We start from the raw sequence: 23,257 nt of genomic DNA, 5'->3' as shown, positions 1-23,257 counted from the left end.
TCAAAGGCCTCACTCCATACGAATTCATTTGTCGGAGCTTGACAAATGAACCGGATCGATTCACCACCGACCCGACCCATCAATTCCCGGGACTAAACAACTAGGTCGCCTTTCCTTCGCTTTTTTATCTGGCCAAGCGCTCCACTAATGTCGCAAAGCCCAAGAAATTCGAGCATGGCTCGGCAATGAACCAGCCCGACCTCCAGTATGGGGTTGATAATGGCATTCAAGTTGCCTTCGAGCGTCAACTTGCCGTCGACAAACACAGTAATAGATGGCGCTTTATCCCACTCTGATCGCAGACGAAGCGCCCAGTTTAGAGTGGCTACGGATTGCATCCTGTGGTCCAGCAGTCGCATTGCCCTCTGCCTATCAAACATCTTACGCCCTGATTTGGCACTGGTTGTGATCTGCGATGAACTGCCATGAATTGTGCAATGACACCAATCCCAATAGTGCAGTTTTGTGTGCAGTTGGGAAATGATGCGAAAAGCACACCAATGGATTCAAATGGTTGATCATGATAGAGAGTGCTCCAAATGTTCTACGAACGCGCTGATGGCGTTATGTGCAGCTTTGGTAAGCCATGAAAAATCAATATCATAGACGTAAAAAAATCTTTGCCGTCGCGCCGATGATCGACTGGACGGACACGCGCTGCCGGTTCCTTCATCGCCAGTTGTCGCAACATGCTCTGCTCTATACTGAGATGATCGTTGCCGATGCTATCATCCACGGCAAGCGCGACAAGCTTCTTGACTATCATAGCCAAGAGCATCCCGTGGCGCTGCAACTGGGTGGCTCTGATCCCGTTAAACTCGCCGAAGCGGTCAGGATTGCGTCAGATTACGGCTATGATGAAATCAACCTGAATGTCGGCTGTCCTTCGGATCGTGTCCAATCCGGTACGTTCGGCGCCTGCCTGATGCGGGAGCCGGACACTGTTGCCGCTTGTATAGCGGCGATGAAGGCCGTTGCGACGGTGCCTGTTACCGTCAAATGCCGTATCGGCGTAGACGATCAGGAGCCTGAATCTGTTCTGCCCGACTTCATCGCGCGGGTTGTTGCGGCGGGCGCAGATGCGGTCTGGATACATGCCCGCAAAGCCTGGCTTCAGGGTCTATCGCCCAAGGAAAATCGCGAAGTGCCGCCACTGGATTACGAGCTTGCCTATCGTATGAAACAAGAAAATCCCAGCGTGTTCATCGGTATCAATGGCGGCATTGCCGATCTCAATCAAGCCGAAGCGCATCTGAAGCATATGGATGGCGTGATGCTGGGTCGTGCCGCCTACCACAACACCTCCATTCTCGCGGATGTTGATCACCGCATCTACGGCGAGCCTTCGAACGAGCTGGACTGGGCAACCTTGCGAGACGCGATGATGGCCTATGCCGAGGATTATATTGCCAAGGGTGGTCGGCTCAATCACGTGACCCGACACATGGTAGGCCTTTTCCAAGGCATGCCAGGCGCACGCCGCTTTCGACAGATTCTCTCCAGTGATGCTACGAAACCGGGGGCTGGCCCAGAAGTCATCGCCGCAGCCTTTGCTGCGATTGATTTCGAAAAAGCGCCTGCCGGTATGGCGGTTTAGTGATACTTTGCACCGACACAAACGCATGTCCCGCCAAGCTGTGCGGAAACTGAGTTGAAGGCAGACTACTCAAAAGCGGTCGCCTTCAATGACTAAAGTCATACCAGCGTCTGCAAGAGTTGCGCACCGTTCGGTGCGTTTACTTTGCCACCCGTGATGAAGAAGGCGAAGACATCGCGGGGCTTTTTCTCTGCCTGACTGTCCGGAGCGATCCGTGAAAGATCGTCTGGTGCACCGCCAGACGCATAGGCTTTCAGCCGTTCACTCCAGGACTTCACATCCTTTTCAGGGTAACATGTCTCGATACTGTCTTCGCCTTTCTGAAGTCGACAGTAGACGAAATCTGCGGTCACGTCCGGCAGCATAGGGTAGTCATGATGGTCCGCGCAAACGACCGCGACATTGTGCTTTGACAGCATGTCGATGAATTCGGGGACCTGAAAACTATCGTGCCGCACCTCGACTACGTGTTGCAGCCTTAAGCCATCCTGCTTCTTCGGCAGCAGAGCAAGGAAAGCGGAAAAATCATCCGGTTCGAATTTCTTTGTGGGTGCGAACTGCCACAGGATCGGACCGAGGTGTTCACCGAGCTCGGTCAAGCCTTGCGTCAGAAACTTTGTAATCGACTCCCCGGCCTCCGCCAAGACTTTGCGATTGGTGACAAAGCGGCTCGCTTTCAATGAGAATATGAAGTCATCAGGGACTTCGGACGCCCATTTCGCAAATGTTTCGGGCTTCTGGCTACCATAATAGGTGCCGTTTACCTCGATTGCCTTCAACTTCGATCCAGCATATTCGAGTTGGCGCTTCTTTGTGAGTTTTTCGGGATAAAACGTGCCTTCCCATGGCTCGAAAGTCCAGCCACCGATCCCCGCGCGGATCGTTCCCGATTTACTCATCATGTCCTCCCTCTCAAGTCTTCATAAAACATCTTCGGACGGCAGATCACTCTGCCGCCTGTATCTTTTTGTCGGGATGCCGCTCCAGCAACTCTTTCAGGAATTGACCTGTATAGGAGCGCTTCTCCTTGACGATCTGCTCTGGCGTTCCAATAGCGACGATTTCACCGCCGCCCGTGCCGCCCTCAGGGCCGATGTCAATGATCCAGTCAGCTGTCTTGATCACTTCCAGATTGTGCTCGATCACCACGACCGAATTGCCTTGGTTCACCAGTTCGTGCAGCATTTCCAGCAGCTTGTTGACGTCGTGGAAATGCAGGCCTGTGGTCGGCTCATCGAGAATATAGAGCGTGCGGCCGGTCGAGCGTTTTGACAGTTCTTTGGCGAGTTTCACGCGCTGCGCTTCGCCACCCGAAAGTGTATTGGCTTGTTGCCCGACCTTGATATAGCCAAGTCCGACATCGAAGAGCGATTGTAGCTTGTCACGCACGGCAGGGACGGCGGAGAAGAATTCGACGCCTTCCTCAACTGTCATATCCAGCACATCCGCGATCGACTTGCTTTTGAATGTCACATCCAGCGTTTCGCGATTGTAGCGCTTGCCGTGACAAACGTCACAGGTAACGTAGACATCAGGCAAAAAGTGCATCTCGATCTTGATAACGCCATCACCCTGACAGGCTTCGCAGCGTCCACCCTTGACGTTGAATGAGAAACGACCGGGAGCATAGCCACGCGCTTTCGCTTCCGGTAAACCGGCAAACCAGTCTCGGATCGGCGTAAATGCTCCGGTGTAGGTGGCTGGATTGGACCGCGGTGTGCGGCCAATCGGCGACTGATCGATGTCGATTACCTTGTCGATGAACTCGAAACCATCGATACGATCATGCTCGGCAGGAATTTCACGCGCACCCATGACGCGTCGGGCGGCGGACTTATACAGCGTCTCAATGAGGAAGGTTGATTTCCCGCCACCAGAAACGCCTGTTACCGCCGTAAATACGCCAAGCGGCACGGAAGCGGTCACGTTTTTCAGGTTATTTCCGCGCGCGCCGACGACCTTGATCTCCTTACCCTTCTTCGGCTTGCGCCGCTCGGAAGGGACATTCACGCCCATCTCGCCGGACAGATATTTTCCGGTCAGCGATTTCGGGTTTGCCATCACCTCATGCGGCGTGCCCTCGGCCACGACTTCGCCGCCATGGATGCCAGCGGCGGGGCCGATATCAACGACATAATCCGCAGTCAGGATCGCATCTTCATCGTGTTCGACGACAATAACCGTGTTGCCGATATCGCGAAGATGTTTCAGCGTATCGAGAAGGCGGGCATTGTCGCGCTGGTGCAAACCAATGGAAGGCTCGTCGAGAACGTAAAGAACGCCCGTCAGGCCTGAACCGATCTGCGACGCAAGACGTATACGCTGGCTTTCGCCACCGGAGAGGGTGCCGGAATTACGCGAAAGGCTGAGATAATCCAGCCCAACATCATTCAGGAAGCGAAGGCGCTCGCGGATTTCCTTGAGGATCCGAACAGCGATCTCGTTCTGCTTAGCGTTCAGCTTTTCCGGCAACCCTTCGAACAAGTCGCGCGCCGTCCGGATCGACATTGCCGTAACTTCGCCGATGTGAAGCCTGTTGATCTTCACCGCCAGCGCTTCGGGCTTCAGGCGGTAACCAGCACAGGCCGGGCAGGGCGCTGCGGACATGTAACGCTCGATCTCTTCGCGCGCCCATGCGCTATCCGTTTCCTTCCAGCGGCGTTCGAGATTAGGCACGATGCCTTCGAAGTTCTTGACGGTTTTGTAGGAGCGGGCACCGTCCTGATACTGAAATTCTATCTTCTCATCCGTGCCTTGCAGGATCGCTTTCTTCGCTGCGTCGGACAGATCGTTCCACTTGCTGGAAAGCTTGAAGCCGAAGGCTTTGCCAATCCCCTCAAGCGTCTGATTATAGTAAGGCGATGAGGACTTCGCCCAAGGGGCAATTGCACCGTCTTTCAGCGTACGTGCCGGTTCCGGCACAATCAGCGCTTCATCGACTTTCTGTTGCGAGCCCAGACCGTCACAGGTCGGGCACGCACCGAAGGGATTATTGAAGGAAAACAGGCGCGGCTCGATTTCCGGGATCGTGAAACCGGAGACGGGGCAGGCGAATTTCTCTGAAAACAACACCCGTTCATGGGTTTCGTTGAGAGACTTGTTTGCTGAACCGCCCGCCGCCGTTTCTTCCGGAGGTAGGGGCTTGTCTGCAAACTCTGCAACAGCAAGGCCATCAGCGAGCTTGAGGCATGTCTCAAGACTGTCGGCCAGACGCGCAGCCATATCGGGACGCACTACCGCGCGGTCCACCACGACGTCGATATCGTGTTTATATTTCTTGTCGAGGGCAGGGACGTCAGCAATTTCGTAGAACTGCCCGTCCACCTTCACGCGCTGAAAGCCTTTCTTCATCAGCTCCGCGAGTTCTTTTTTATATTCGCCCTTTCGTCCACGCACCATCGGCGCGAGAATATAGAGGCGTGTGCCTTCCTCGAAAGCGAGGATCCGGTCTACCATCTGGCTAACGGTCTGGCTTTCGATGGGCAGTCCCGTAGCGGGCGAATAGGGGACGCCGACACGCGCAAACAGCAGACGCATATAATCGTAAATCTCGGTAACCGTGCCGACTGTCGAACGCGGATTACGCGAGGTCGTCTTTTGCTCGATGGAAATTGCCGGAGAGAGACCCTCGATCTGATCGACATCCGGCTTCTGCATCATTTCCAGAAACTGGCGCGCATAGGCCGAAAGGCTCTCTACATAACGGCGCTGTCCCTCCGCATAGATGGTGTCGAAGGCGAGCGATGATTTGCCAGAGCCGGAAAGCCCCGTCATGACGATCAGTTTGTTACGCGGCAAATCAAGATCGATGCCCTTAAGATTGTGCTCACGGGCACCGCGGATGGAAATCGTCTTCAATTCACTCATGACAAGGCTCGGATTTAAGGTGTTGGGAAGCGTCGGTTCTTGCGCAATGACCATAGACCGCCAGTCTAGGTGCATTGCGTCGAAACTCAGCGTTTATATCCACTTGACTCACTGGCTATGCCTTAATAGAACAAAAAAGGAACGGATTGCAAGCCGTACATTGGCCAAGAACATTCCTTGTGGATTGTCGTTCCATCTGCTGCCCATCCCGGTAGACGATGGGCTATGGTGCGCTGGATTTTAGAACAGGAAATGCCGTCCATGACGTTCGGCAGACAGGAAGATAGATATGGCTGGCAGCGTAAACAAGGTTATTCTGGTCGGAAACGTCGGCGCTGACCCGGAAATCCGCCGCACGCAGGATGGTCGTCCTATTGCCAACTTGCGCATCGCAACATCGGAAAGCTGGCGCGACCGCAATTCCGGTGAGCGCAAGGAAAAGACCGAGTGGCATACCGTCGTCGTGTTTAGCGAAGGTCTGTGCAAGGTTGTCGAGCAATATGTCAAGAAGGGCGCGAAGCTGTACATCGAAGGCCAGTTGCAGACCCGCAAGTGGCAGGATCAGAACGGCAATGACCGTTATTCCACCGAAGTGGTTCTGCAAGGCTTCAATGCGACGCTGACCATGCTGGACGGCCGAGGCGAAGGTGGCGGCGGCGGTCGTGGCGGAGACTTCGGCGGCGGTAACGATTATGGTAGTGGAAGCTCCTATGGCGGCGGAAGCGGCGGATACGATCAGCAATCTTCTCGTGGTGGCAGTTCCGGCTCTTCCCGCGGTGGTCAGTCTTCCGGCAACTTCTCCAACGATCTGGATGATGACATTCCGTTCTGAGGCGCAAAGCACGGCCGGAGTTTGGGTATAGGCGTATCTGTAGAGCGGTGACTGTTGTTGCCGCTCTTTTTCCACCGGGTGGTTCTTACAATCGCATCTTTGAAAGAATTTCACTGAGTGCGTGGATCGCCATCGAAAATTGGCAGGATGAAATCCGCGAAAAGCGTTTAGTTTGGCAATCAATTGAAGTGGGGCTCCACGCATGACAGATCAAACGACAACACCCAAGCAGCCAGCAACCTGGCGCATCGTACTCGCATTTATTCTGGATTTTTTCACCGCATTTTGGGTTCTGGGTTTTCTGGTGGCATCCATCTTGGGTGGTCGTACGGAAAATGGCTTCCAACTGAACGGCATGCCAGCACTCATCTTGTTCGCGCTGATGATCGCCTATTTTATAGTTTTCAATCACTATCTCGGCGGCACGATCTGGAAACGGATCCTGAAGGCGAAGCGATAACAACTTGCGGGTGTTCAGCGCGCCAAGGTGCCTGAAATAGCCCGCTTCCAGTTGCTGACAGTTATGTCGTCGCTTTGTCTGCCAGCATTCCAACGAGAACGTCAGACTGCGAAATAATGCCGGAGAGCTTGTTGTTTGCATCGATAACCGGCAGGTAGTGCAAGCCCTGTTCGGCGAAGATGACGATTGCATCCTCTATCGGCGTGTGTGGCGTAACGGTTTTAACAGGCGACGTCATGATGTCTTTGACAGTATCATTCGGCGCTGATTTGCCAGTTAGGATCAGGCGCAAGCGCTGGGCGAAACCGATGCTGGGGCGACCGTTCGTCCATTTGGCCTTATCGAGAAAATCCGTTTGCGTAACGATCCCTACCACCTCCGCATTGTCGTTTGTTACGGGCAGGGCTTTGAAATGGTGGCCGCGCATTAGCGCGTGGGCGTGACGCAGAGGATCGTCTGGTGCAACGCCAACAACATCGCGCGACATGATGCTGGCGCAATCGAGATGCGTCGCGCGCCTGCGATAGGAACGGAGTTCGGTCCGCCGTAAGATGGTCTCGAGATCGTCGCGGTTGATATCGAGAACCTCGTCATATTCTTTCAGGACCTCATCAAGGTCAGCGGATGAGAAGCCAATTCTCTCGATGGGCGCTGGGCCTTCCGTGCCATGGCCTGCGGGTTGTGGCCTGATCGAATGCGGGTAGGGGCGACCGGTTACGTTGTTGAACAGCACGGCGAGCGTCAAGAGAATGAGCGAGTTTCCGGCTACTGGCCACAGCACAAAACCATAGCCTAAATCGTGAATGACGGAACCACCCAGAACTGCCGTCAGCGCGACTGCACCACTCGGTGGATGGAGGCAGCGCAGGCTGATCATGGCGGCAATCGCAATGCTGATGGCGATGGCTGCGGCGATGAAGGGGTTGGTGACAAGCATAGCGACGGTGACGCCGATGAGCGCCGAGATGATGTTGCCGCCAAGGATCGACCATGGTTGCGCAAGCGGACTGGATGGTACGGCGAACAACAGCACGGCTGAGGCACCCATGGGCGCGATCAAGGCTGGAAGGGCAGTAGTGGCGCCGACTGCGAGGTAACCCACCAAGCCGGTTACGAAAATGCCGATTAGCGCACCCGCCGCTGCACGAAGCCGCTCTCTGTAACTGACCGGCTTTGTTTCCGGCACAATAAGCCGCAACAGATTTTTCATGTCCTCAAAATCCGATTCCCACTGGAAACGGCTTTTACGCAGAAATGAAAATGCTGTCTCGGATTTATCGACCTAGTACTCAGGAGTTCATGGCAGATTTTACTCCGTCGACCACGAACTGAACTGAAAGTGCGGCCAGCAAGACGCCAAGGAGGCGCGTAAGGATAGCACGGCCGGTATTTCCCAGGAACCTGTCCAACCGATCGGCGGCCAGAAGCGCTAGGAACACCAGCAGCATACTGAACGCAAGCAGCAGAATGAACAGCATCTTGTCGAAAGTGCTCGCCATCGTGCCGGAAATCAACACGGTCGCGGAAATAGCACCTGGACCGGCAATGAGGGGCAGAGCCAGCGGAAACACGGCGATATTCTGGATATGATCTTGTGTGACTGCCATTTCCGACGTCTTTTCCTTACGCTCCTGCCGCTTCTCGAAGATCATTTCAAAGGAAATCCAGAAAAGAAGCAGTCCGCCTGAGATACGGAATGCCCCCAGCGAAATGCCCAGCAACTCCAATATCGATGCGCCAAACAGCGCGAACATCGCGAGAATGCCAAAGGCGATTAGCGAGCCGCGCAACGCGACCTGACCGCGCTGCGCCCGCGTCATACCGGCGGTCAGTGCCAGAAACACGGGCCCCAGTCCTGGCGGGTCGAGCGTGACGAGCATCGTTGTCAGCGCATTGACGAGGAGTTCTACGTTTGCCATGTCTTTCCCGCTTTATGGCCGGTCCCAGCATCTATTTCGATGTCCGAGACAGCTGGTTTTTGCGTGATGTTAGGCAAGGTGACGCACCTTTGAAACCCCGCGAACGGGCTTTTGCCTCCCAGCCCGCATAAAACTGTGTATCGTCTTGTAAATGACGTAAAAGACTGTTCAAAACCGCCTTGGAAATTGGCGCAATGCCACTGTTTCCGATATAAAAATCTATCCGATTCTTAAAAGAGAATGTGATCTGTTTTGACTGACCAGAGCCCCCCAGGCGGCGGAAAGCTTCCGCCAGGCATTGAGCCGATTTCCATCATGGAGGAAATGCAGCGGTCGTATCTCGATTACGCCATGAGCGTTATCGTGTCCCGCGCGCTTCCCGACGTCCGTGACGGCCTGAAGCCCGTTCATCGCCGTATTCTTTACGGCATGTCCGAACTCGGCATCGACTGGAACAAGAAATACGTAAAATGCGCCCGCGTAACCGGTGACGTGATGGGTAAGTACCATCCGCACGGAAACTCGGCAATTTATGATGCCCTTGCACGTATGGCGCAGGATTGGTCCCTGCGTTTGCCGTTGATCGACGGGCAGGGCAATTTCGGCTCCATCGACGGAGATCCGCCGGCGGCGGAACGCTATACGGAATGCCGCCTGGAGAAAGCTGCGCATTCCCTGCTCGACGATCTCGACAAGGAAACTGTCGATTTCCGCGATAACTACGATGGCACCTTACAGGAGCCTGTCGTTGTTCCCGCCAAGTTCCCGAACCTTCTGGTCAACGGGGCAGGTGGCATCGCTGTCGGCATGGCGACGAACATTCCCCCGCACAATCTCTCGGAGGTCATTGACGGCTGTATCGCTCTGATCGACACCCCGGAGATCGATCTGCCGGAATTGATGCAGATTATTCCCGGACCGGATTTCCCGACCGGCGCTTTCATCATGGGTCGTTCCGGCATCCGGTCTGCTTATGAGACAGGTCGTGGCTCTGTCATCATGCGAGGCCGGGCGACAATCGAGCCGATGCGCGGCGATCGTGAACAGATCATCATCACCGAAGTTCCTTTTCAGGTGAACAAGGCATCGATGATCGAGAAGATGGCCGAGCTGGTCAAGGAAAAGCGTATCGAGGGCATTTCCGATCTACGCGACGAATCCGATCGTCAGGGCTATCGCGTTGTCGTCGAACTGAAGCGCGATGCCAATGCGGAAGTCATTCTGAACCAGCTCTACCGCTATACGCCGCTGCAGACATCCTTCGGCTGCAACATGGTTGCGCTGAATGGTGGCAAGCCGGAGCAGATGACGCTGCTGGATATGCTGCGCGCCTTTGTGTCTTTCCGCGAAGATGTCGTCAGCCGCCGCACCAAGTATCTGCTGCGCAAGGCACGCGAACGTGCCCACGTTTTGGTCGGTCTGGCGATTGCCGTTGCGAATATCGATGAAGTCATTCGGGTTATTCGTCAAGCACCGGACCCCGCAACCGCCCGCGAACAGCTGATGACTCGTCGCTGGCCTGCCGCGGACGTCGAGAGCCTGATCTTGCTGATCGACGATCCACGTCATCGTATCAATGAAGATGGCACCTATAACCTGTCCGAAGAACAGGCGCGTGCGATCCTCGAGCTGCGTCTGGCTCGCCTGACCGCTCTCGGCCGTGACGAAATTGGCGACGAGTTGAACAAGATCGGCGCTGAAATCAGCGAATATCTTGATATCCTGTCATCCCGCATCCGCATCCAGAAAATCGTCAAGGACGAACTGGCCGCAGTCCGTGAAGAATTCGGAACGCCCCGTCGCTCCGAAATCATCGAGGGCGGTCCGGATATGGATGATGAGGACCTCATCGCCCGTGAAGACATGGTCGTTACCGTGTCCCATCTCGGTTATATCAAGCGCGTACCATTGACCACGTACAAGGCACAACGTCGTGGCGGCAAGGGGCGTTCGGGCATGGCGACGCGCGATGCGGATTTCGTCAACCGTCTCTTTGTGGCCAATACCCACACGCCGGTTCTGTTTTTCTCTTCGCGTGGTATTGTCTACAAGGAGAAGGTCTGGCGTCTGCCTGTCGGTACACCGCAGTCCAAGGGCAAGGCGCTTATCAACATGTTACCGCTCGCAGCGGGCGAGCGTATCACCACGATCATGCCATTGCCGGAAGATGAGGCGACGTGGGAAACGCTGGACGTCATGTTCTCAACCACGCGCGGAACGGTGCGCCGCAACAAGCTTTCCGACTTCATCCAGGTTAACCGAAACGGCAAGATCGCCATGAAGCTTGACGAGGAGGGCGATGAGATTCTCTCCGTGGAAACCTGTACCGACCGTGACGACGTATTGCTGACCACGGCGCTTGGCCAGTGCATCCGCTTCCCCGTTGATGACGTTCGCGTTTTCGCGGGCCGTAATTCGGTGGGCGTTCGCGGTATAAATATGGGCGAAGGCGATCGTATCATCTCCATGACTATCGTCAGCCACAGTGATGCTGAGCCATGGGAACGGGCAGCCTATCTTAAACGCTCTGCAGCCGAGCGTCGTGCAGCCGGTGTCGATGAAGAAGAGATTGCGTTGGTTGGTGAGGAAGTTACGGAAGAAGGCGAACTGAAGGAAGATCGTTATCAGGAACTCAAGATACGCGAACAGTTCGTGTTGACGGTTTCTGAAAAAGGCTTCGGCAAGCGCTCGTCTTCCTATGACTTCCGCACATCCGGTCGCGGCGGCAAGGGAATCCGCGCTACAGATACCTCGAAGACTATGGAAATCGGCGAACTGGTTGCCGCATTCCCGGTCGAAGACGGCGACCAGATCATGCTGGTATCGGATGGCGGTCAGCTTATCCGCGTGCCGGTCAACGGCATCCGCATTGCCAGCCGCGCGACGAAGGGCGTTACCATCTTCTCTACCGCAAAGGACGAGAAAGTCGTTTCGGTCGAGCGCATAAACGAGCCAGAAAGTGACGAAGAGGTAGAGGCACTGGAAGGCGCCGATGAGGGTGCAGAAGCAACAGAATCCGGCCCTTCAGAGAACTGATAGCTTTCATTGCAAGAAAAAAGCGATGGACAGGAATGTCCGTCGCTTTTTTGATTCTGGAGACTAAGATTTGATTGGTGGCATGGCTCGCGCAGCTTTTTTGCGGGGCAGGTTTAGCGCCATGCCTGGCTCAATCGTATTATCGGAGAACCACTCAGTTGGTGTAGAAATCCGGCTTCTTCATTCATTTAGGACTTACGTGCAGCGCTGAAGGAACCGCTCGTCATCCTTTCGAAGCTTGCCGTGGATCTACGCCGCGATAGATGTCTGTGGGATGAGGCCGAGTTCAGTGCAAAGGTCAGCCACAGTCGTTTCCGGGTTTCCATTGTGGTTTGCGCGAGACGCAGTTTCGTCGACGTCATATTGAAGGGGTGTCCACTGTGCCGAACGCTCATGACCCAAGCCAAGCTGACCTAGTCGCATCCTCGCACAACACTGACATTGACCAGTGTGTGCGAGGAGAGTGTCGCATTGCTTACTCTGCACATACTGAGATCGCATAATATATATTATGGAACTTTTACGGCTATCAGATATCACAAGATGCGCTACCACCGCCTGATGACTAATGCGGTTGCTGTTTTGTGCGGCTATATTTCACCAGATGCTTCGCGGCGTCGTAAATCGAGTTCTTCGCTGTATCGTCGCAGCGTATGGCTCTCAGTCAGGAGACCCACTGGTCGATTTTCGACCTTGTCGTTCACGACTGCCAATGCTTCGCTTTCTGTTTCGTCGAATTTGGCTGCGGCCTGGCGAGCGTTCATTGTGGTTAGCAGTACATCGTTTTTGTAATGCAGATAGGTTTCAAGGTTGATTTTTGCTGCATCGCGCTCGATTGGATCGGCGTAAATTTCCGGGACCAGGATAATGCCCGCGTAGCGTCCATCGTCGTCAGTCATAATGACGCGCTGCGTGGATCCGAGCGGGAATTTTTCCTTGAACGCCGAAATTCCCATGCTGAGGTTGGCCATCCGGATATCGGCGCGCATCATTTTGCCGACCGTCAAATCTCTGATCCAGCCGATATCGTGTGCGCTTCGAATGCTTTCGCCGCGCAAGTGAAAGCGCCATGTGGCGAAAGAGTAGCCGAACGTGGTTCTAACGACCAACGAGGTGGTTATGACTGCCGCAAGCACCAGCGCCGTAATCTGAAAATCTCCGGTCAGTTCAAGCGCCAGAAACGTCATTGTTAAAGGACCACCGATTATGGCGGCTGCGAAGGCACTCATACCGATGACGGCGTAGACAACTGGCTGCGTATCTCCATAGCCAAGGTAAGGCGCGCAGATCGCAAAAATCTTGCCGAGCAGCGATCCCATGAATAACGAAGCGAAGAAAAGACCGCCGCGAAAGCTGGAGCCGATGGAAACGGCGCTGGCTGTCGCTTTCAGAAGAAAAAGCCCGAAAAGACCGAGCAAAGTGATGTTGGCATCAAGATTGAGGTGTAGCGCGCCATGGCCGCTTGAAAGGACTTGCGGTGAGACCAACGCCAATCCGCCGACCACGATGCCGCCCAATGTGGGTCGAACCCAAATTGGAATTGCACTCTTGCGCGCTGTTTCCTCGATATAAGAAACGGCCTGCATGAAGACGATCCCTATACCCGCGCAAGCCATGCCGAGAAAAATCGCCGGCAGATAGTCTGGTGGTGTCACCACGCTGGAACCAAAAATCTCAATGGTCAGCCCATGGTCGGAAATCAAATCTGCGGCCATGGTTGCGACAAGCGCTGACACTATGAGCGGCGCTAACGTCACAATAGTATAGGTTCCGATGATGAGCTCGATTGCGTAGAATGCACCGGTCAATGGCGCGTTGAAAGCAGCGGCTATGGCGCCCGCCGCCCCGCATCCAACAAGGATACGCATGTCCCCTCGCCTGAGTTTCAGTTTGACGCCGAGCTTCGATGCGACGCCGCTGGCAACCTGAGTATATCCCGCTTCGAGACCCACCGATGCGCCGAAGCCATTCGAAACGATATTTTGCGCGCATACGATGATGCTATCCGTCAGCGACAGACGACCGCCATGGAGCGCGTTGGCTTCGATGGGGTCGACCATCGGCTTCTTGCGGGTCTTTGATAGCACGAAGATGATAATACCAAGAATGACGCCGCCCGCTATCGGTCCGGCGAGCACCACCCAACCGGTCAAATTACTGCTACTCAGTCTCTCCACACCAAAAACCAGAATGTGGATTGCGCTGCTCATCGCGCCGATCAAGGCGACGAGCAATCCGGCAGCGATACCGATAAAAATCGCGAGTATGACAAGTGAAACTTCGCCACGACGCACGAGTGCGCGCAGGCGTCCGCTCCGCAAATTGTCGAAAAAGCTCGCCATACTTGGTGCACGGAAAGGCTTGGTCGACATCGCATTCCTCTACTTATTCAAAGAACTTCGACGGGAAGCTCCACTTCGAACCGCATTAGATCGTATCCGGGTTCGACGTGATCGGGCGTCTCACGCATAACAGTGTCGTAATCGAGCGGCGTATGCATGTGGGTCAGTATAGCACGTTTTGCGGCGAGCTTTTCAATCCAGCCCAATGATTGTTCTAGGGAAAGATGACTGGGGTGATACCGATACTGGAGCGTATCGATGATAATCATGTCGAGGTTTTGTAATTTATCGACGGACTTGGCTGGAAAATCACTGACATCGGTGCAATAGGCGACATCGCCAAAGCGAAATCCAAGCGAAACAATGTCCCCATGCTGCTGAAGGTGCGGACTTACCCGCAGCGGGCCGCCGTAGCCGTCTATAACAATGTCCTTATCGAGATCATCGATGGTATGCGGTTCAACGATGGGCGGATAGTTACTGCCGGGCGGCGTTTCCAGACAGTAGGGAAAGCCCTCCCGAATGCGCTGCATCGTGTCCGGTTCGGCATAGATGGGAATACGCTTTTTTGTTGTGATGAAATAGCCGCGCAGGTCATCAATGCCATGAAGATGGTCCGCATGGTGGTGAGTGTAGAGAACGGCGTCGATGTTCTGGACTCTAGCGGCGATCATTTGCTCACGAAAGTCAGGTCCGGTGTCGATGACTATGGTCGTCACGCCGCCATCTGGCGCAATCTGTTCAACCATGAAAGCTGTACGCGTACGTCTGTTTTTCGGGTTTACCGGATCGCAGGCACCCCAGTCACCGTTGATCCGTGGCACACCGGGAGATGAGGCGCATCCGAGAATCGTGAAACGACGCCGATAATTGGCCAAGGCTCAGACCTTCGTCATTTTCGAAAAACAGCGAAATGCATTTTCAGTGGTGATCTCTGCCATCCGCTCATAAGACAGGCCATGCACCTCGGCCAGAACCTCCGCGGTGTTAACGACGTAGGATGGCTCGTTACGTTTTCCACGCCAGCGCTTTGGTGCAAGGTAAGGCGCATCGGTTTCCACCAGAAGCCTGTCGAGTGGAACAGTTGCGGCGATATCGCGGATGTCCTGCGACTTGGGGAACGTCAAAATGCCTGAGAAGGAAACGTAACCGCCGAGTTCGACACCGGCTTTCGCCAATTCCGGCCCTGCGGAGAAGCAGTGTAGAATGAAAGGGAAAGACCCCTTACCGCTTTCTTCACGCAGTATTGCGATCATATCCTCATCAGCGCTGCGACTGTGGATGACGAGCGGCAACTTGGTGATACGCGCCGCTTCGATGTGACGTCGCAGGCCGGTTTTCTGGTCGTCCGGCTTTTGCGTGTCGTAGAAATAATCCAGACCCGCCTCGCCTATCGCCACGATCTTCTCGTGGCTGTTAGCCAGCCGCACGAGTTCGTCGGTAGTGATATCCAGTTCTTCGTCCGCATTGTTCGGATGCGTGCCGACCGAGCAGAAAACGGACGGATATTGCTCCGCAATCTTCAACAATTCCGGCAGGCGACGAACACGGGTAGAGATCGTCACCATCTGGGCGACGCCGGAGGCATGAGCGCGGGCGATGATATCGTCGCGCTCCGCATCGAAATCGGCGAAATCCAGATGGCAATGGGTATCGATCAGCATGCTATTTCAAGCCTCTGGCGCCACGTAACGCGGAAAGACGGGCTTTGGCGCTTCAAGCGGAGTGCCAGGAACCAGACGGCCAGCTTCGCCCAGTGCTGCGAAATCTCGGCTGTCCGCAGGTGCGGCAACGAGATCAAGCAGCTTGTCGCATGATTGAGGCATGAATGGCTGTAGCAGAATGCCGATCTGACGCACGACTTCTGCGGTCACGTAGAGCACGGTTCCCATGCGCTCCGGGTCGGTCTTCTTCAACCCCCACGGTTCTTGCCCGGCGAAATAACGATCGGTTTCAGAAACGACGGCGATGATTGCAGCGAGTGCCTTGTGAATCAACTGCTTGCCCATCTCTTCGCGGCAAATGGCAATCAGGCCATCAGCAGCAGCCAGCATCGACTTGTCTTCATCAGTGAACGCGCCTGGCGTCGGGATCTGCCCATCGCAGTTCTTGACGATCATGGAGAGCGACCGGCTGGCAAGGTTGCCGATACCGTTGGCGAGGTCTGCGTTGATGCGAACACCGATACCTTCTTCACTGTAACTGCCATCCTGACCGAAGGAGACTTCACGCAGGAAGAAATAGCGAACCTGATCGAGACCGAAATGGTTCACCAAATTGATCGGATCGACCACGTTGCCGAGTGACTTCGACATCTTCTCGCCCTTGTTGAGCAGGAAGCCGTGCGCATAAACACGCTTGGGCAACGGCAAGCCAGCGCTCATCAGGAAAGCAGGCCAGTAAACGGCATGAAAGCGAATAATATCCTTGCCGATAATGTGGACGTCCGCAGGCCAATATTTTGCACGCTCACCGTTCTTGTCTTCGATGTAACCGGTCGCGGTAATGTAGTTGGTCAGCGCATCTACCCACACATACATGACGTGCTTGGGATCGTTCGGCACCTTGATGCCCCAATCGAAGGTGGTGCGGGAGACCGAAAGGTCCTTCAAACCAGATTTAACGAACGAGATGATCTCGTTGCGGCGTTCTGCCGGGCCGATGAAATCAGGATTGTCTTCGTAGAGCTTCAGAAGCTTGTCCTGATATTCGGAGAGCTTGAAGAAATAGCTTTCTTCCTCCACCCACTCGACAGGAGTACCTTGCGGCCCATAGCGAACGCCATCGGCGCGGACTTCCGTTTCGTCCTCGGCGTAATAGGCCTCGTCACGCACGGAATACCAGCCGGCGTAGCTGTCCTTGTAGATGTCGCCCGCAGCGGCCATCAGGGTCCAAATGTTGCGCGATGTCTCATGGTGACGCTCCTCCGTCGTGCGGATGAAATCGTCATTGGAGGCGTTGAGAAGCTTGCCCATTTCGCGGAACTGATCGGAGTTGCGCTGCGCAAGTTCTTCTGGCGAAATGCCTTCGGCGCGTGCTGTTTGTTGCATCTTCTGGCCATGCTCGTCCGTGCCTGTCAAAAAGAAGACATCCCGTCCATCCAGACGCTGAAAGCGCGCCATAGCATCCGTCGCGATGAGTTCATAGGCATGGCCGATATGCGGCTTGCCATTAGGGTAGGAAATCGCGGTAGTGATGTAGAAAGGTGTCTTGTCTGTCATGACGCTCGATCGACTTTACGGTCTGTTTTCAATGATAGACCGCTCTTAGCCTATTGTTCGCACTAGCGAAAGAAAAAGCGTACCGAATGTTCGATCCGCATGTCAGACGGAGCGCATGTCCTCCAGAATGGAAAGAACCATCTGCTTCTTGTCGAGATTATAGGCCTGAGCAATCGTGATGCGCTCCAAGAGCGAGGATGAGAGACGTGCTTGGCGCTCTGCGCCGTTCAGATCGCCGGAAAGTGCCGCGGCCTTTGCACGGTGCATCAACTCTTCCGTCGCATGCTCCATGAAGAAGCTGAGGATGATATCGCCATCCTTCTGTGCCAGCACATCCGCGAGCTTATGCATCTGCTTGCGGGCGGATGGGCCTTCGGCGGACATCACTGCATTAAACACGTCCACGATATCCGAGCCACCGTAGTTTACGAGTTTCAACGCCTGCGCGACGCTGCCCTTGGAAGCGTCCAGCAATATGTCGCGTTTTTCGCCTGTCAGATTAAGCCCCAGATTGTTCAGTGCCTGCTCCATATCGGCATTTTGCAATGGCAAGAGACGGAGTGGCATGCACCGAGAACGGATGGTGGGCAGTAATTTCCCGGGTGCATGAGACAGAACGAGAAACATCGCTCGCTTCGGCGGCTCCTCCAGGATTTTCAGGATCGCATTGGCAGCGTTACGGTTCAAATCGTCGGCAGGATCTATGATGACGATGCGCCAGTTGCCCGTGCCTGATGTTTGAGAGAAAAAGTGCCCTGCCCGCCTCACCTCGTCCACCGTGATTGCGGACTTTGTGCGCCCTGTCTTTTCATCCACGGGGCGAGCCAGATGCAGCAGATTATGCGAAGCGCCGGATAAAATCTGGCGGCTGACAATGGATGCAGGATCGGGATCGGCTATCGTGTCCGGCGCAAGTGCAGGCTCTGGATGCGACAAAACATGATTGGCGAAACGAAACGCCAGCGTCGCCTTGCCAATACCTTCCGGTCCTTCGATGAGAATGGCGTGGTGGCCTTTGCCCGAGCGATAGGACTGCGCAAGAAACTGTTCGGCATCGTCATGACCGAACAGCCGAGTGTTCTCCTGGGGGGGAATGGCACCATCCAGAACGCCGGGTGTATCGCTCATTCCGCCACTTCCGGAACATTCTCGAACTTCGTCAACAACGGCTCGACCAACGAGAAAACATCTTCGGAAACCTTGTCCTGCGGCTGATCGGCGTTGACGATGCGGCAGCGACGCGGCTCGTTGAGTGCGATGTCGAGATAGGCTTCACGGCGCTTCTCATGCGTTTCAAGCTCTTCTTTCTCGAAACGATCGGGGGCTGCGCCATCATCCGCCCTGTTGCGGGCGCGTGCCAGTCCTGCTGCCGCTGAAATGTCAAAGATCAACGTCAACTCAGGCATGGTGCCATCGATAGCGATACGCTGAAGCGTCTCGATAAATTCCGGCTCCAGATTTCCTGTGGTGCCTTGGTAGACACGCGACGAGTCGAGAAAACGGTCACAGAGAACCACCGAACCGTTTTTAAGAGCGGGGCGGATGACCTCCTCGACATGATCGTTGCGTGCAGCAGCGAAGAGAACTGCCTCCATCCGAACGCCAAAGGCTTCCGCAGCACCGGAAAGGATCACATGCCTCACGGCCTCAGCGCCGGGCGAACCACCCGGTTCGCGCGTGACGACAACATCGAGACCGCGAGCTCGTAGCTTTTCGGCAAGAATGCGAATCTGGGTGGATTTACCGGCACCCTCGCCGCCTTCGAAGCTTATGAACAATCCTTTTTCGGGCAATGTCTCTTCCTGATCCTTAAGCCTGTTGCTTCTTCTTAGACCAATTCAGCTGCGCGCGAAACCTGTGAGCGGCCGTTGTCATAGCCAGAAAAACAGCAGTTCTTTCAAGGCTCCCGCAGCGTTCTGGCTCAAGGTGCCCTCACCCACGGCCGCCGTCGTATAAAGCGGCACTTCGCGCAGAATCTTCTCGCCGGAATATATCCTCAGCGTTGCTGCGTTATAGCCAGCATCCAGAGGCGCATTGAGTGGCCAGTTGTAAACAATGCGACCGGACAGACGCTCAGGGTTATTTATCGGGACGAGGACGCTGACCTCCTCATGCACAGCCAGATCGATGTGAGATAATGCGCCTCCATAGACGCTTATATTGCCTACCGCTTCATTCTTTTGAAACAGGCTTCGTCTCTCGAATGCGGACAGTCCCCAATCCACGACGCGGCGTGCTTCCTCCTGTCGAGTCTTGTCGTCTTCCATTCCTGCCAGCGTAAGGTAAATGCGACGGCCATCGCGCTCTGCGGAAATGACGGCGGAATAGCCATGCCCCTCCGCAAACCCAAGCCCAAACCCGTCTATACCGTTCCCAAGTGAAAGGAGCGTATTCTTGTTGCGTTGGAAAATGCGGTTCCACTCGAAATCCGGCTTGGTAAAAAGGCTATAGCGATCCGGGTAAGTGTCATGAAGATGCTTTGCCAGCATGACCATATCTTTGGCAGTCGTTTTGTTGGCGGCATCAGGCAAACCGGTGGAGTTCGCAAATACGCTTGCGGTAAGCCCCAGCTCCTTTGCGCGCTCCGTCATGAACTTGGCAAAGGCCGGGTCCGAGCCTGCCATACCTTCACCCAGAATGATGCAACCATCATTGGCATTTTGCACGATAATGCCGGTCAGCAGATCATTGATGCTGACGGAGGATTTAAGAGCCGCAAACATTGTGGAGGTGCGCGACGGGGCACCGCCCGTTCGCCAGGCATATTCAGAAACAGGATAAACAGTTTCTCCGGTGATCTGCCCTTTTTTCAAGGCATCCATTACCACCTCAACCGTCATCAACTTCGCAAGCGATGCCGGAGGAAACGGCGTATGTTCATTCACGGAAAGCAGAACCGTTCCGGTTTCGGCATCTATCATATAGGCCTGCTGCGCCTTGACCGTCAGCACCGACTGCGCGCTGGCCGTTGCTACGCTGGAGGTGAGGCACAGCAACGCAGCGCATAATAGCCGGATATGTTTTCGAATTATCTTGCGCATCAAACGCCAGCCCGCCGTCATTGATTTTGTTCGTGTCCGACGTGTCTGGATGCAGCGTCGCGACTCAATTTTCTCGCAAATCATCCCGAAACGAGACAATTATGCGCGAGGCGACGCCAGATGGCAAAGCTTAAAGAGCCCTGCCCTGCCTGCTTTTGACGTGATCTAGAATGGATTGCTCCGTCAACTCACCATGCCCTACAAGAACGCTGTCGAAGGCGCGGGCAGCCTTCGAGGCCGGAGCAGATTCCGAATAGGCAGATGCATATTTCGGAGAAGGCGCAGGGACGCGCAGGAAGTTTCCTTCAGGACGTTCGGTAATGAACGGACCGATTTCCGGTAGCACGAAAAACTGTCCAGCGCTCTGATCCATGACGGGTGCGGGGCCGTTTACCAACGGCATCGACTGAAGTGCCTTGCTGGACTTCGAGCCGGTCCACGCCATTTGTGCAGAGCCGCCATAAGCGGGACTGGATGGAATCGGAATATTCGACGCAGAGGCAGAGGCAACCATCACGCCGGAAGCGATCTGTCCGTCAGGATGAACGCCAGGAGAGCGCGACCCCTTCGGGCTATAGGATGCCATCAGGTACGGCATATCGTGGCCATCAAGTGGCGCACGACCGACATATTGCACGCGAACATTGGCAGTACCGGTCGCCTTCATGTCGAGCATGTCGGCAGTCTTGCTGGAAACGTCGATCAGGCGTCCTTCATGGAACGGACCGCGATCGTTGACACGCACGATGACGGACGAACCGCTTTCGAGATTGGTAACGCGAGCATAGCTGGGCAAGGGAAAAGTCGGATGGGCCGCAGACAGGTGTTCCTTGTCGTAAGCCTCACCATTTGCTGTCAGGCGACCGTGAAATGCAGAGCCGTACCAGGAAGCAAGACCGGACTTGTCGTAATTCGGATCTTCTTTCGGGAAATAACGTCGACCCTTTACCGTGTAGGCATTACCCACCAGAAAACGACCGCCCCCTTTGGGAACGTTATTGCCTTCGGCAACGCGTGGACTGGCTTTAACGCCATATTCCGATTCGGAAAAATATTCTTTGCTGCGCTTCGGCTTTGTTTTTGTTTCCGACGTTGTCGAACAGGATGCGGTTGCTGCGCAGAGAACGGCAATGCCGAGCCACTTCACGCTCACACCGACTTTCGTAACGGTAGATCTCAAATTCTCTGCCCCGTGCTGCTTTGGGTCGGTTTCCCTCGACCCCTCTCAACGCTTCGATGCTCATGCCCCTGACATCGAAGCACCTAACAGACGCTTAATCTTGCCCGCAACATGGCAAAAATGCGAACGAGTTCGTCAGAATGGATAAAATTGTAATCAACGTGGTTAATGAAACACTAATGCATTAACCCGCGAAACAGGCGGAATCACTGCGCACGATCGTTGAGAACCGACATGAAAAGGAAACAACAGACTGAGAATTCGACAGCGATTTGCGTCGCGCAGAGATCTTTGCGCAAGGTCGATTTATGATTTTTAACAAGATTATTTTGGGAACTGGCAGATGGGGTGGGATTCGAACCCACGGTACGCTCTCACGCACGCCGGTTTTCAAGACCGGTTCCTTAAACCACTCGGACACCCATCCAGCTGCTTGGCGTGGCTTTATAACCTTTTGAGTGTACCCGTCAATCCGTCCGTAAAGACATAAAGTGCGTCATTAGCACCTATCTCCCATATTTGCTTTGAGATCGTCAGCAGCCTTCACCAGACGCTAACGAATTAGAGGCAAATACATGAGCGACCATGGAAAGTTCGCGATATTTGAAAGGCCCTTATTAATGTGGATTGAAGTAACTGCTGTCGGCAACAATCAGAAATTCGCCATCAATTTCAATCACGTCATACAGATATCACCGCTCGCACAGGGAACTCTGATCATGCGCATGGGGAATGAGCGCGTGCAGGTCATGGAAACTTACGATTATATCGTCGCACGCCTCCACGCTGCCGCGCCCAAGTGAGTTTAGATACCCGAAAGAACTGCCGCGAGCGCGAGTAATGCCGGCAGTGCCTGGATGAAAACAATCTTGCGGCTAGCAGTAATTCCGCCGAAAATGCCAGCCACCAGAATACAAGCAAGGAAGAATATGACGAAGGTTTTTCCTTGCTCTCCCTGATAAAGCCCGAAGATCAGTCCTGCGGCCAGAAAGCCGTTATATAAGCCCTGGTTTGCAGCAAGTACCTTGCTTGCCTTCGCAAAATCCGGCGAGAGGCCAAAAGCACGGCGGCCGGCTGGTTTATCCCAAAGCACCATCTGCAAAATCAAAATATAAATATGCAAGGCGGCTATAAGCTCTGCCAGTATGTTTCCAATCAATTGAACCTCCTCCGCCAAAATATCATGCCCGCAAAAATAGCCTTTCAGCCTTGCCTGCACCTAGCGTTTATTGGCCCGCAACCCATTTTCATTGACCCGGAAAAGCACCGCAAGTCAGTCAAAAAGAAAACCGGCCCTTTTGGACCGGCTAACATCAACGCGATTTTTCAAGATTTATTGGCAGACGCGGAAGCTTTCCATGTGCCATCCACCATCATAGGAATTCGGCACGCGGCGGTCCTCGAACCAGCAACGGGGCGGAGGCGGTGGTGGAGGCTCAACATAACGCGGACCATCATTGGCAAGCGCGCCCGCAACAAGACCACCCAAAACACCAGCAGCTATACCGCCTGCGATGATTGCGCCATTATCGTGGTGTCGATGTTTGCGGGGCGGATCACGATAAGGCGGGGGCGGAGGTCCGCGACGTTCATATCGATATGGCCCATCGTAATATTGCGCGGATGCGGTTTGTACGCTGGCTAGAACAGCGCCACTTGCGATTACCGCAGCCAAGGTAGTGAGAAGAATCTTTTTCATGCGGGCTTCTCCAAGTGAGCCATACCAGCCCAGTATGGACTCAATATGCAGACAAAGTGGCAC

Annotated in this window: 19 protein-coding genes, 1 tRNA gene and 1 pseudogene; 6 read left to right on the top strand and 15 right to left on the bottom strand. The window is 54.6% G+C overall.

The window, feature by feature from the left end; translation table 11 throughout:
• Both G6L28_RS07145 and dusA read left to right on the top strand, forming a co-directional pair.
• A pseudogene (locus tag G6L28_RS07145) lies at window positions 1–104 on the top strand (IS481 family transposase); the annotation flags it as partial.
• A gap of 482 nt (window positions 105–586) precedes the next feature.
• Window positions 587–1,597, top strand: coding sequence for a tRNA dihydrouridine(20/20a) synthase DusA (gene dusA, locus G6L28_RS07140; protein ID WP_174063084.1), 1,011 nt, complete (start codon window positions 587–589; stop codon window positions 1,595–1,597).
• Window positions 1,598–1,695: 98 nt separating this feature from the next.
• Here dusA and G6L28_RS07135 read toward each other — a convergent pair whose 3' ends face one another.
• Window positions 1,696–2,496, bottom strand: a complete 801-nt coding sequence (locus tag G6L28_RS07135; RefSeq protein ID WP_174063083.1) for a DUF72 domain-containing protein — start codon at window positions 2,494–2,496, stop codon at window positions 1,696–1,698.
• Window positions 2,497–2,542: 46 nt separating this feature from the next.
• Window positions 2,543–5,464, bottom strand: a complete 2,922-nt coding sequence (gene uvrA, locus G6L28_RS07130; protein ID WP_174063082.1) for an excinuclease ABC subunit UvrA — start codon at window positions 5,462–5,464, stop codon at window positions 2,543–2,545.
• Window positions 5,465–5,753: 289 nt separating this feature from the next.
• Here uvrA and G6L28_RS07125 point away from each other — a divergent pair, with 289 nt between their 5' ends.
• Both G6L28_RS07125 and G6L28_RS07120 read left to right on the top strand, forming a co-directional pair.
• Window positions 5,754–6,296 (top strand): single-stranded DNA-binding protein, encoded by a 543-nt coding sequence (locus G6L28_RS07125; protein WP_174063081.1) that lies wholly within the window; start codon window positions 5,754–5,756, stop codon window positions 6,294–6,296.
• A 202-nt stretch (window positions 6,297–6,498) separates the two neighbouring features.
• The gene (locus tag G6L28_RS07120) at window positions 6,499–6,756 is read left to right on the top strand and encodes a hypothetical protein (RefSeq protein WP_174063080.1); all 258 of its coding nucleotides are present in this window, start codon (window positions 6,499–6,501) and stop codon (window positions 6,754–6,756) included.
• Between the two features lie 61 nt (window positions 6,757–6,817).
• Here G6L28_RS07120 and G6L28_RS07115 read toward each other — a convergent pair whose 3' ends face one another.
• Window positions 6,818–7,966 carry an HPP family protein gene (locus G6L28_RS07115; RefSeq protein WP_174063079.1) on the bottom strand — a complete coding sequence of 383 codons (1,149 nt, stop codon included), beginning with the start codon at window positions 7,964–7,966 and terminating at the stop codon, window positions 6,818–6,820.
• Between the two features lie 79 nt (window positions 7,967–8,045).
• Window positions 8,046–8,675 carry a MarC family protein gene (locus G6L28_RS07110; RefSeq protein WP_174063078.1) on the bottom strand — a complete coding sequence of 210 codons (630 nt, stop codon included), beginning with the start codon at window positions 8,673–8,675 and terminating at the stop codon, window positions 8,046–8,048.
• A gap of 252 nt (window positions 8,676–8,927) precedes the next feature.
• On the opposite strand from G6L28_RS07110, the gene gyrA reads away from it, so the two are divergent.
• Window positions 8,928–11,711, top strand: coding sequence for a DNA gyrase subunit A (gyrA, locus tag G6L28_RS07105; protein ID WP_174063077.1), 2,784 nt, complete (start codon window positions 8,928–8,930; stop codon window positions 11,709–11,711).
• 590 nt (window positions 11,712–12,301) lie between these two features.
• On the opposite strand, the gene G6L28_RS07100 is transcribed toward gyrA, so the two are convergent.
• The 9 genes from G6L28_RS07100 to G6L28_RS07060 all read right to left on the bottom strand — a co-directional run bounded on the left by G6L28_RS07100 (window position 12,302) and on the right by G6L28_RS07060 (window position 21,922).
• On the bottom strand, window positions 12,302–14,083 hold the full coding sequence (locus tag G6L28_RS07100; protein ID WP_174063076.1) for a chloride channel protein: 1,782 nt from the start codon (window positions 14,081–14,083) through the stop codon (window positions 12,302–12,304).
• Between the two features lie 17 nt (window positions 14,084–14,100).
• The gene (locus tag G6L28_RS07095) at window positions 14,101–14,931 is read right to left on the bottom strand and encodes an MBL fold metallo-hydrolase (RefSeq protein WP_174063075.1); all 831 of its coding nucleotides are present in this window, start codon (window positions 14,929–14,931) and stop codon (window positions 14,101–14,103) included.
• A 3-nt stretch (window positions 14,932–14,934) separates the two neighbouring features.
• Complete coding sequence (locus tag G6L28_RS07090; RefSeq protein ID WP_174063074.1) at window positions 14,935–15,717, bottom strand: TatD family hydrolase; 783 nt, start codon at window positions 15,715–15,717, stop codon at window positions 14,935–14,937.
• 6 nt (window positions 15,718–15,723) lie between these two features.
• On the bottom strand, window positions 15,724–17,274 hold the full coding sequence (gene metG / locus G6L28_RS07085; RefSeq protein ID WP_174063073.1) for a methionine--tRNA ligase: 1,551 nt from the start codon (window positions 17,272–17,274) through the stop codon (window positions 15,724–15,726).
• 102 nt (window positions 17,275–17,376) lie between these two features.
• The gene (locus tag G6L28_RS07080) at window positions 17,377–18,402 is read right to left on the bottom strand and encodes a DNA polymerase III subunit delta' (protein WP_174063072.1); all 1,026 of its coding nucleotides are present in this window, start codon (window positions 18,400–18,402) and stop codon (window positions 17,377–17,379) included.
• A complete protein-coding gene (gene tmk, locus G6L28_RS07075) occupies window positions 18,399–19,067 on the bottom strand; it encodes a dTMP kinase (RefSeq protein WP_174063071.1) in 669 nt (222 codons plus the stop codon). Before tmk ends, G6L28_RS07080 begins: the two co-directional genes overlap by 4 nt.
• A 78-nt stretch (window positions 19,068–19,145) precedes the next feature.
• A complete protein-coding gene (locus G6L28_RS07070; RefSeq protein ID WP_174063070.1) occupies window positions 19,146–20,315 on the bottom strand; it encodes a D-alanyl-D-alanine carboxypeptidase family protein in 1,170 nt (389 codons plus the stop codon).
• A gap of 130 nt (window positions 20,316–20,445) precedes the next feature.
• Window positions 20,446–21,495, bottom strand: a complete 1,050-nt coding sequence (locus G6L28_RS07065) for a septal ring lytic transglycosylase RlpA family protein (RefSeq protein WP_174063069.1) — start codon at window positions 21,493–21,495, stop codon at window positions 20,446–20,448.
• A 337-nt stretch (window positions 21,496–21,832) separates the two neighbouring features.
• Window positions 21,833–21,922, bottom strand: a tRNA-Ser gene (locus G6L28_RS07060).
• A 148-nt stretch (window positions 21,923–22,070) separates the two neighbouring features.
• Between G6L28_RS07060 and G6L28_RS07055 the strand changes: the two genes are divergently transcribed.
• Entirely contained in the window at window positions 22,071–22,298 is a 228-nt protein-coding gene (locus tag G6L28_RS07055; RefSeq protein WP_174063068.1) for a hypothetical protein, read from the top strand.
• Between the two features lie 2 nt (window positions 22,299–22,300).
• On the opposite strand, the gene G6L28_RS07050 is transcribed toward G6L28_RS07055, so the two are convergent.
• Together G6L28_RS07050 and G6L28_RS07045 are read right to left on the bottom strand one after the other, a co-directional pair.
• Window positions 22,301–22,654, bottom strand: a complete 354-nt coding sequence (locus G6L28_RS07050) for a DUF1304 domain-containing protein (protein WP_174063100.1) — start codon at window positions 22,652–22,654, stop codon at window positions 22,301–22,303.
• Between the two features lie 174 nt (window positions 22,655–22,828).
• On the bottom strand, window positions 22,829–23,194 hold the full coding sequence (locus tag G6L28_RS07045) for a hypothetical protein (RefSeq protein WP_174063067.1): 366 nt from the start codon (window positions 23,192–23,194) through the stop codon (window positions 22,829–22,831).
• Window positions 23,195–23,257: the final 63 nt, after the last annotated feature.

Origin of the sequence: Agrobacterium larrymoorei, from assembly GCF_013322225.1 — a bacterium.
GTDB lineage: Bacteria > Pseudomonadota > Alphaproteobacteria > Rhizobiales > Rhizobiaceae > Agrobacterium > Agrobacterium larrymoorei_A.
This window is presented reverse-complemented; position numbering and strand designations above follow the sequence as displayed.

Bases quoted from the DNA above. Each gene is read 5' to 3' on its own strand.
- dusA (WP_174063084.1), top strand. From the start codon at position 587: ATGAAAAATCAATATCATAGACGTAAAAAAATCTTTGCCGTCGCGCCG.
- G6L28_RS07135 (WP_174063083.1), bottom strand. From the start codon at position 2,496: ATGAGTAAATCGGGAACGATCCGCGCGGGGATCGGTGGCTGGACTTTC.
- uvrA (WP_174063082.1), bottom strand. From the start codon at position 5,464: ATGAGTGAATTGAAGACGATTTCCATCCGCGGTGCCCGTGAGCACAAT.
- G6L28_RS07125 (WP_174063081.1), top strand. From the start codon at position 5,754: ATGGCTGGCAGCGTAAACAAGGTTATTCTGGTCGGAAACGTCGGCGCT.
- G6L28_RS07120 (WP_174063080.1), top strand. From the start codon at position 6,499: ATGACAGATCAAACGACAACACCCAAGCAGCCAGCAACCTGGCGCATC.
- G6L28_RS07115 (WP_174063079.1), bottom strand. From the start codon at position 7,966: ATGAAAAATCTGTTGCGGCTTATTGTGCCGGAAACAAAGCCGGTCAGT.
- G6L28_RS07110 (WP_174063078.1), bottom strand. From the start codon at position 8,675: ATGGCAAACGTAGAACTCCTCGTCAATGCGCTGACAACGATGCTCGTC.
- G6L28_RS07100 (WP_174063076.1), bottom strand. From the start codon at position 14,083: ATGTCGACCAAGCCTTTCCGTGCACCAAGTATGGCGAGCTTTTTCGAC.
- G6L28_RS07090 (WP_174063074.1), bottom strand. From the start codon at position 15,717: ATGCTGATCGATACCCATTGCCATCTGGATTTCGCCGATTTCGATGCG.
- metG (WP_174063073.1), bottom strand. From the start codon at position 17,274: ATGACAGACAAGACACCTTTCTACATCACTACCGCGATTTCCTACCCT.
- G6L28_RS07080 (WP_174063072.1), bottom strand. From the start codon at position 18,402: ATGAGCGATACACCCGGCGTTCTGGATGGTGCCATTCCCCCCCAGGAG.
- G6L28_RS07070 (WP_174063070.1), bottom strand. From the start codon at position 20,315: ATGCGCAAGATAATTCGAAAACATATCCGGCTATTATGCGCTGCGTTG.
- G6L28_RS07055 (WP_174063068.1), top strand. From the start codon at position 22,071: ATGAGCGACCATGGAAAGTTCGCGATATTTGAAAGGCCCTTATTAATG.
- G6L28_RS07045 (WP_174063067.1), bottom strand. From the start codon at position 23,194: ATGAAAAAGATTCTTCTCACTACCTTGGCTGCGGTAATCGCAAGTGGC.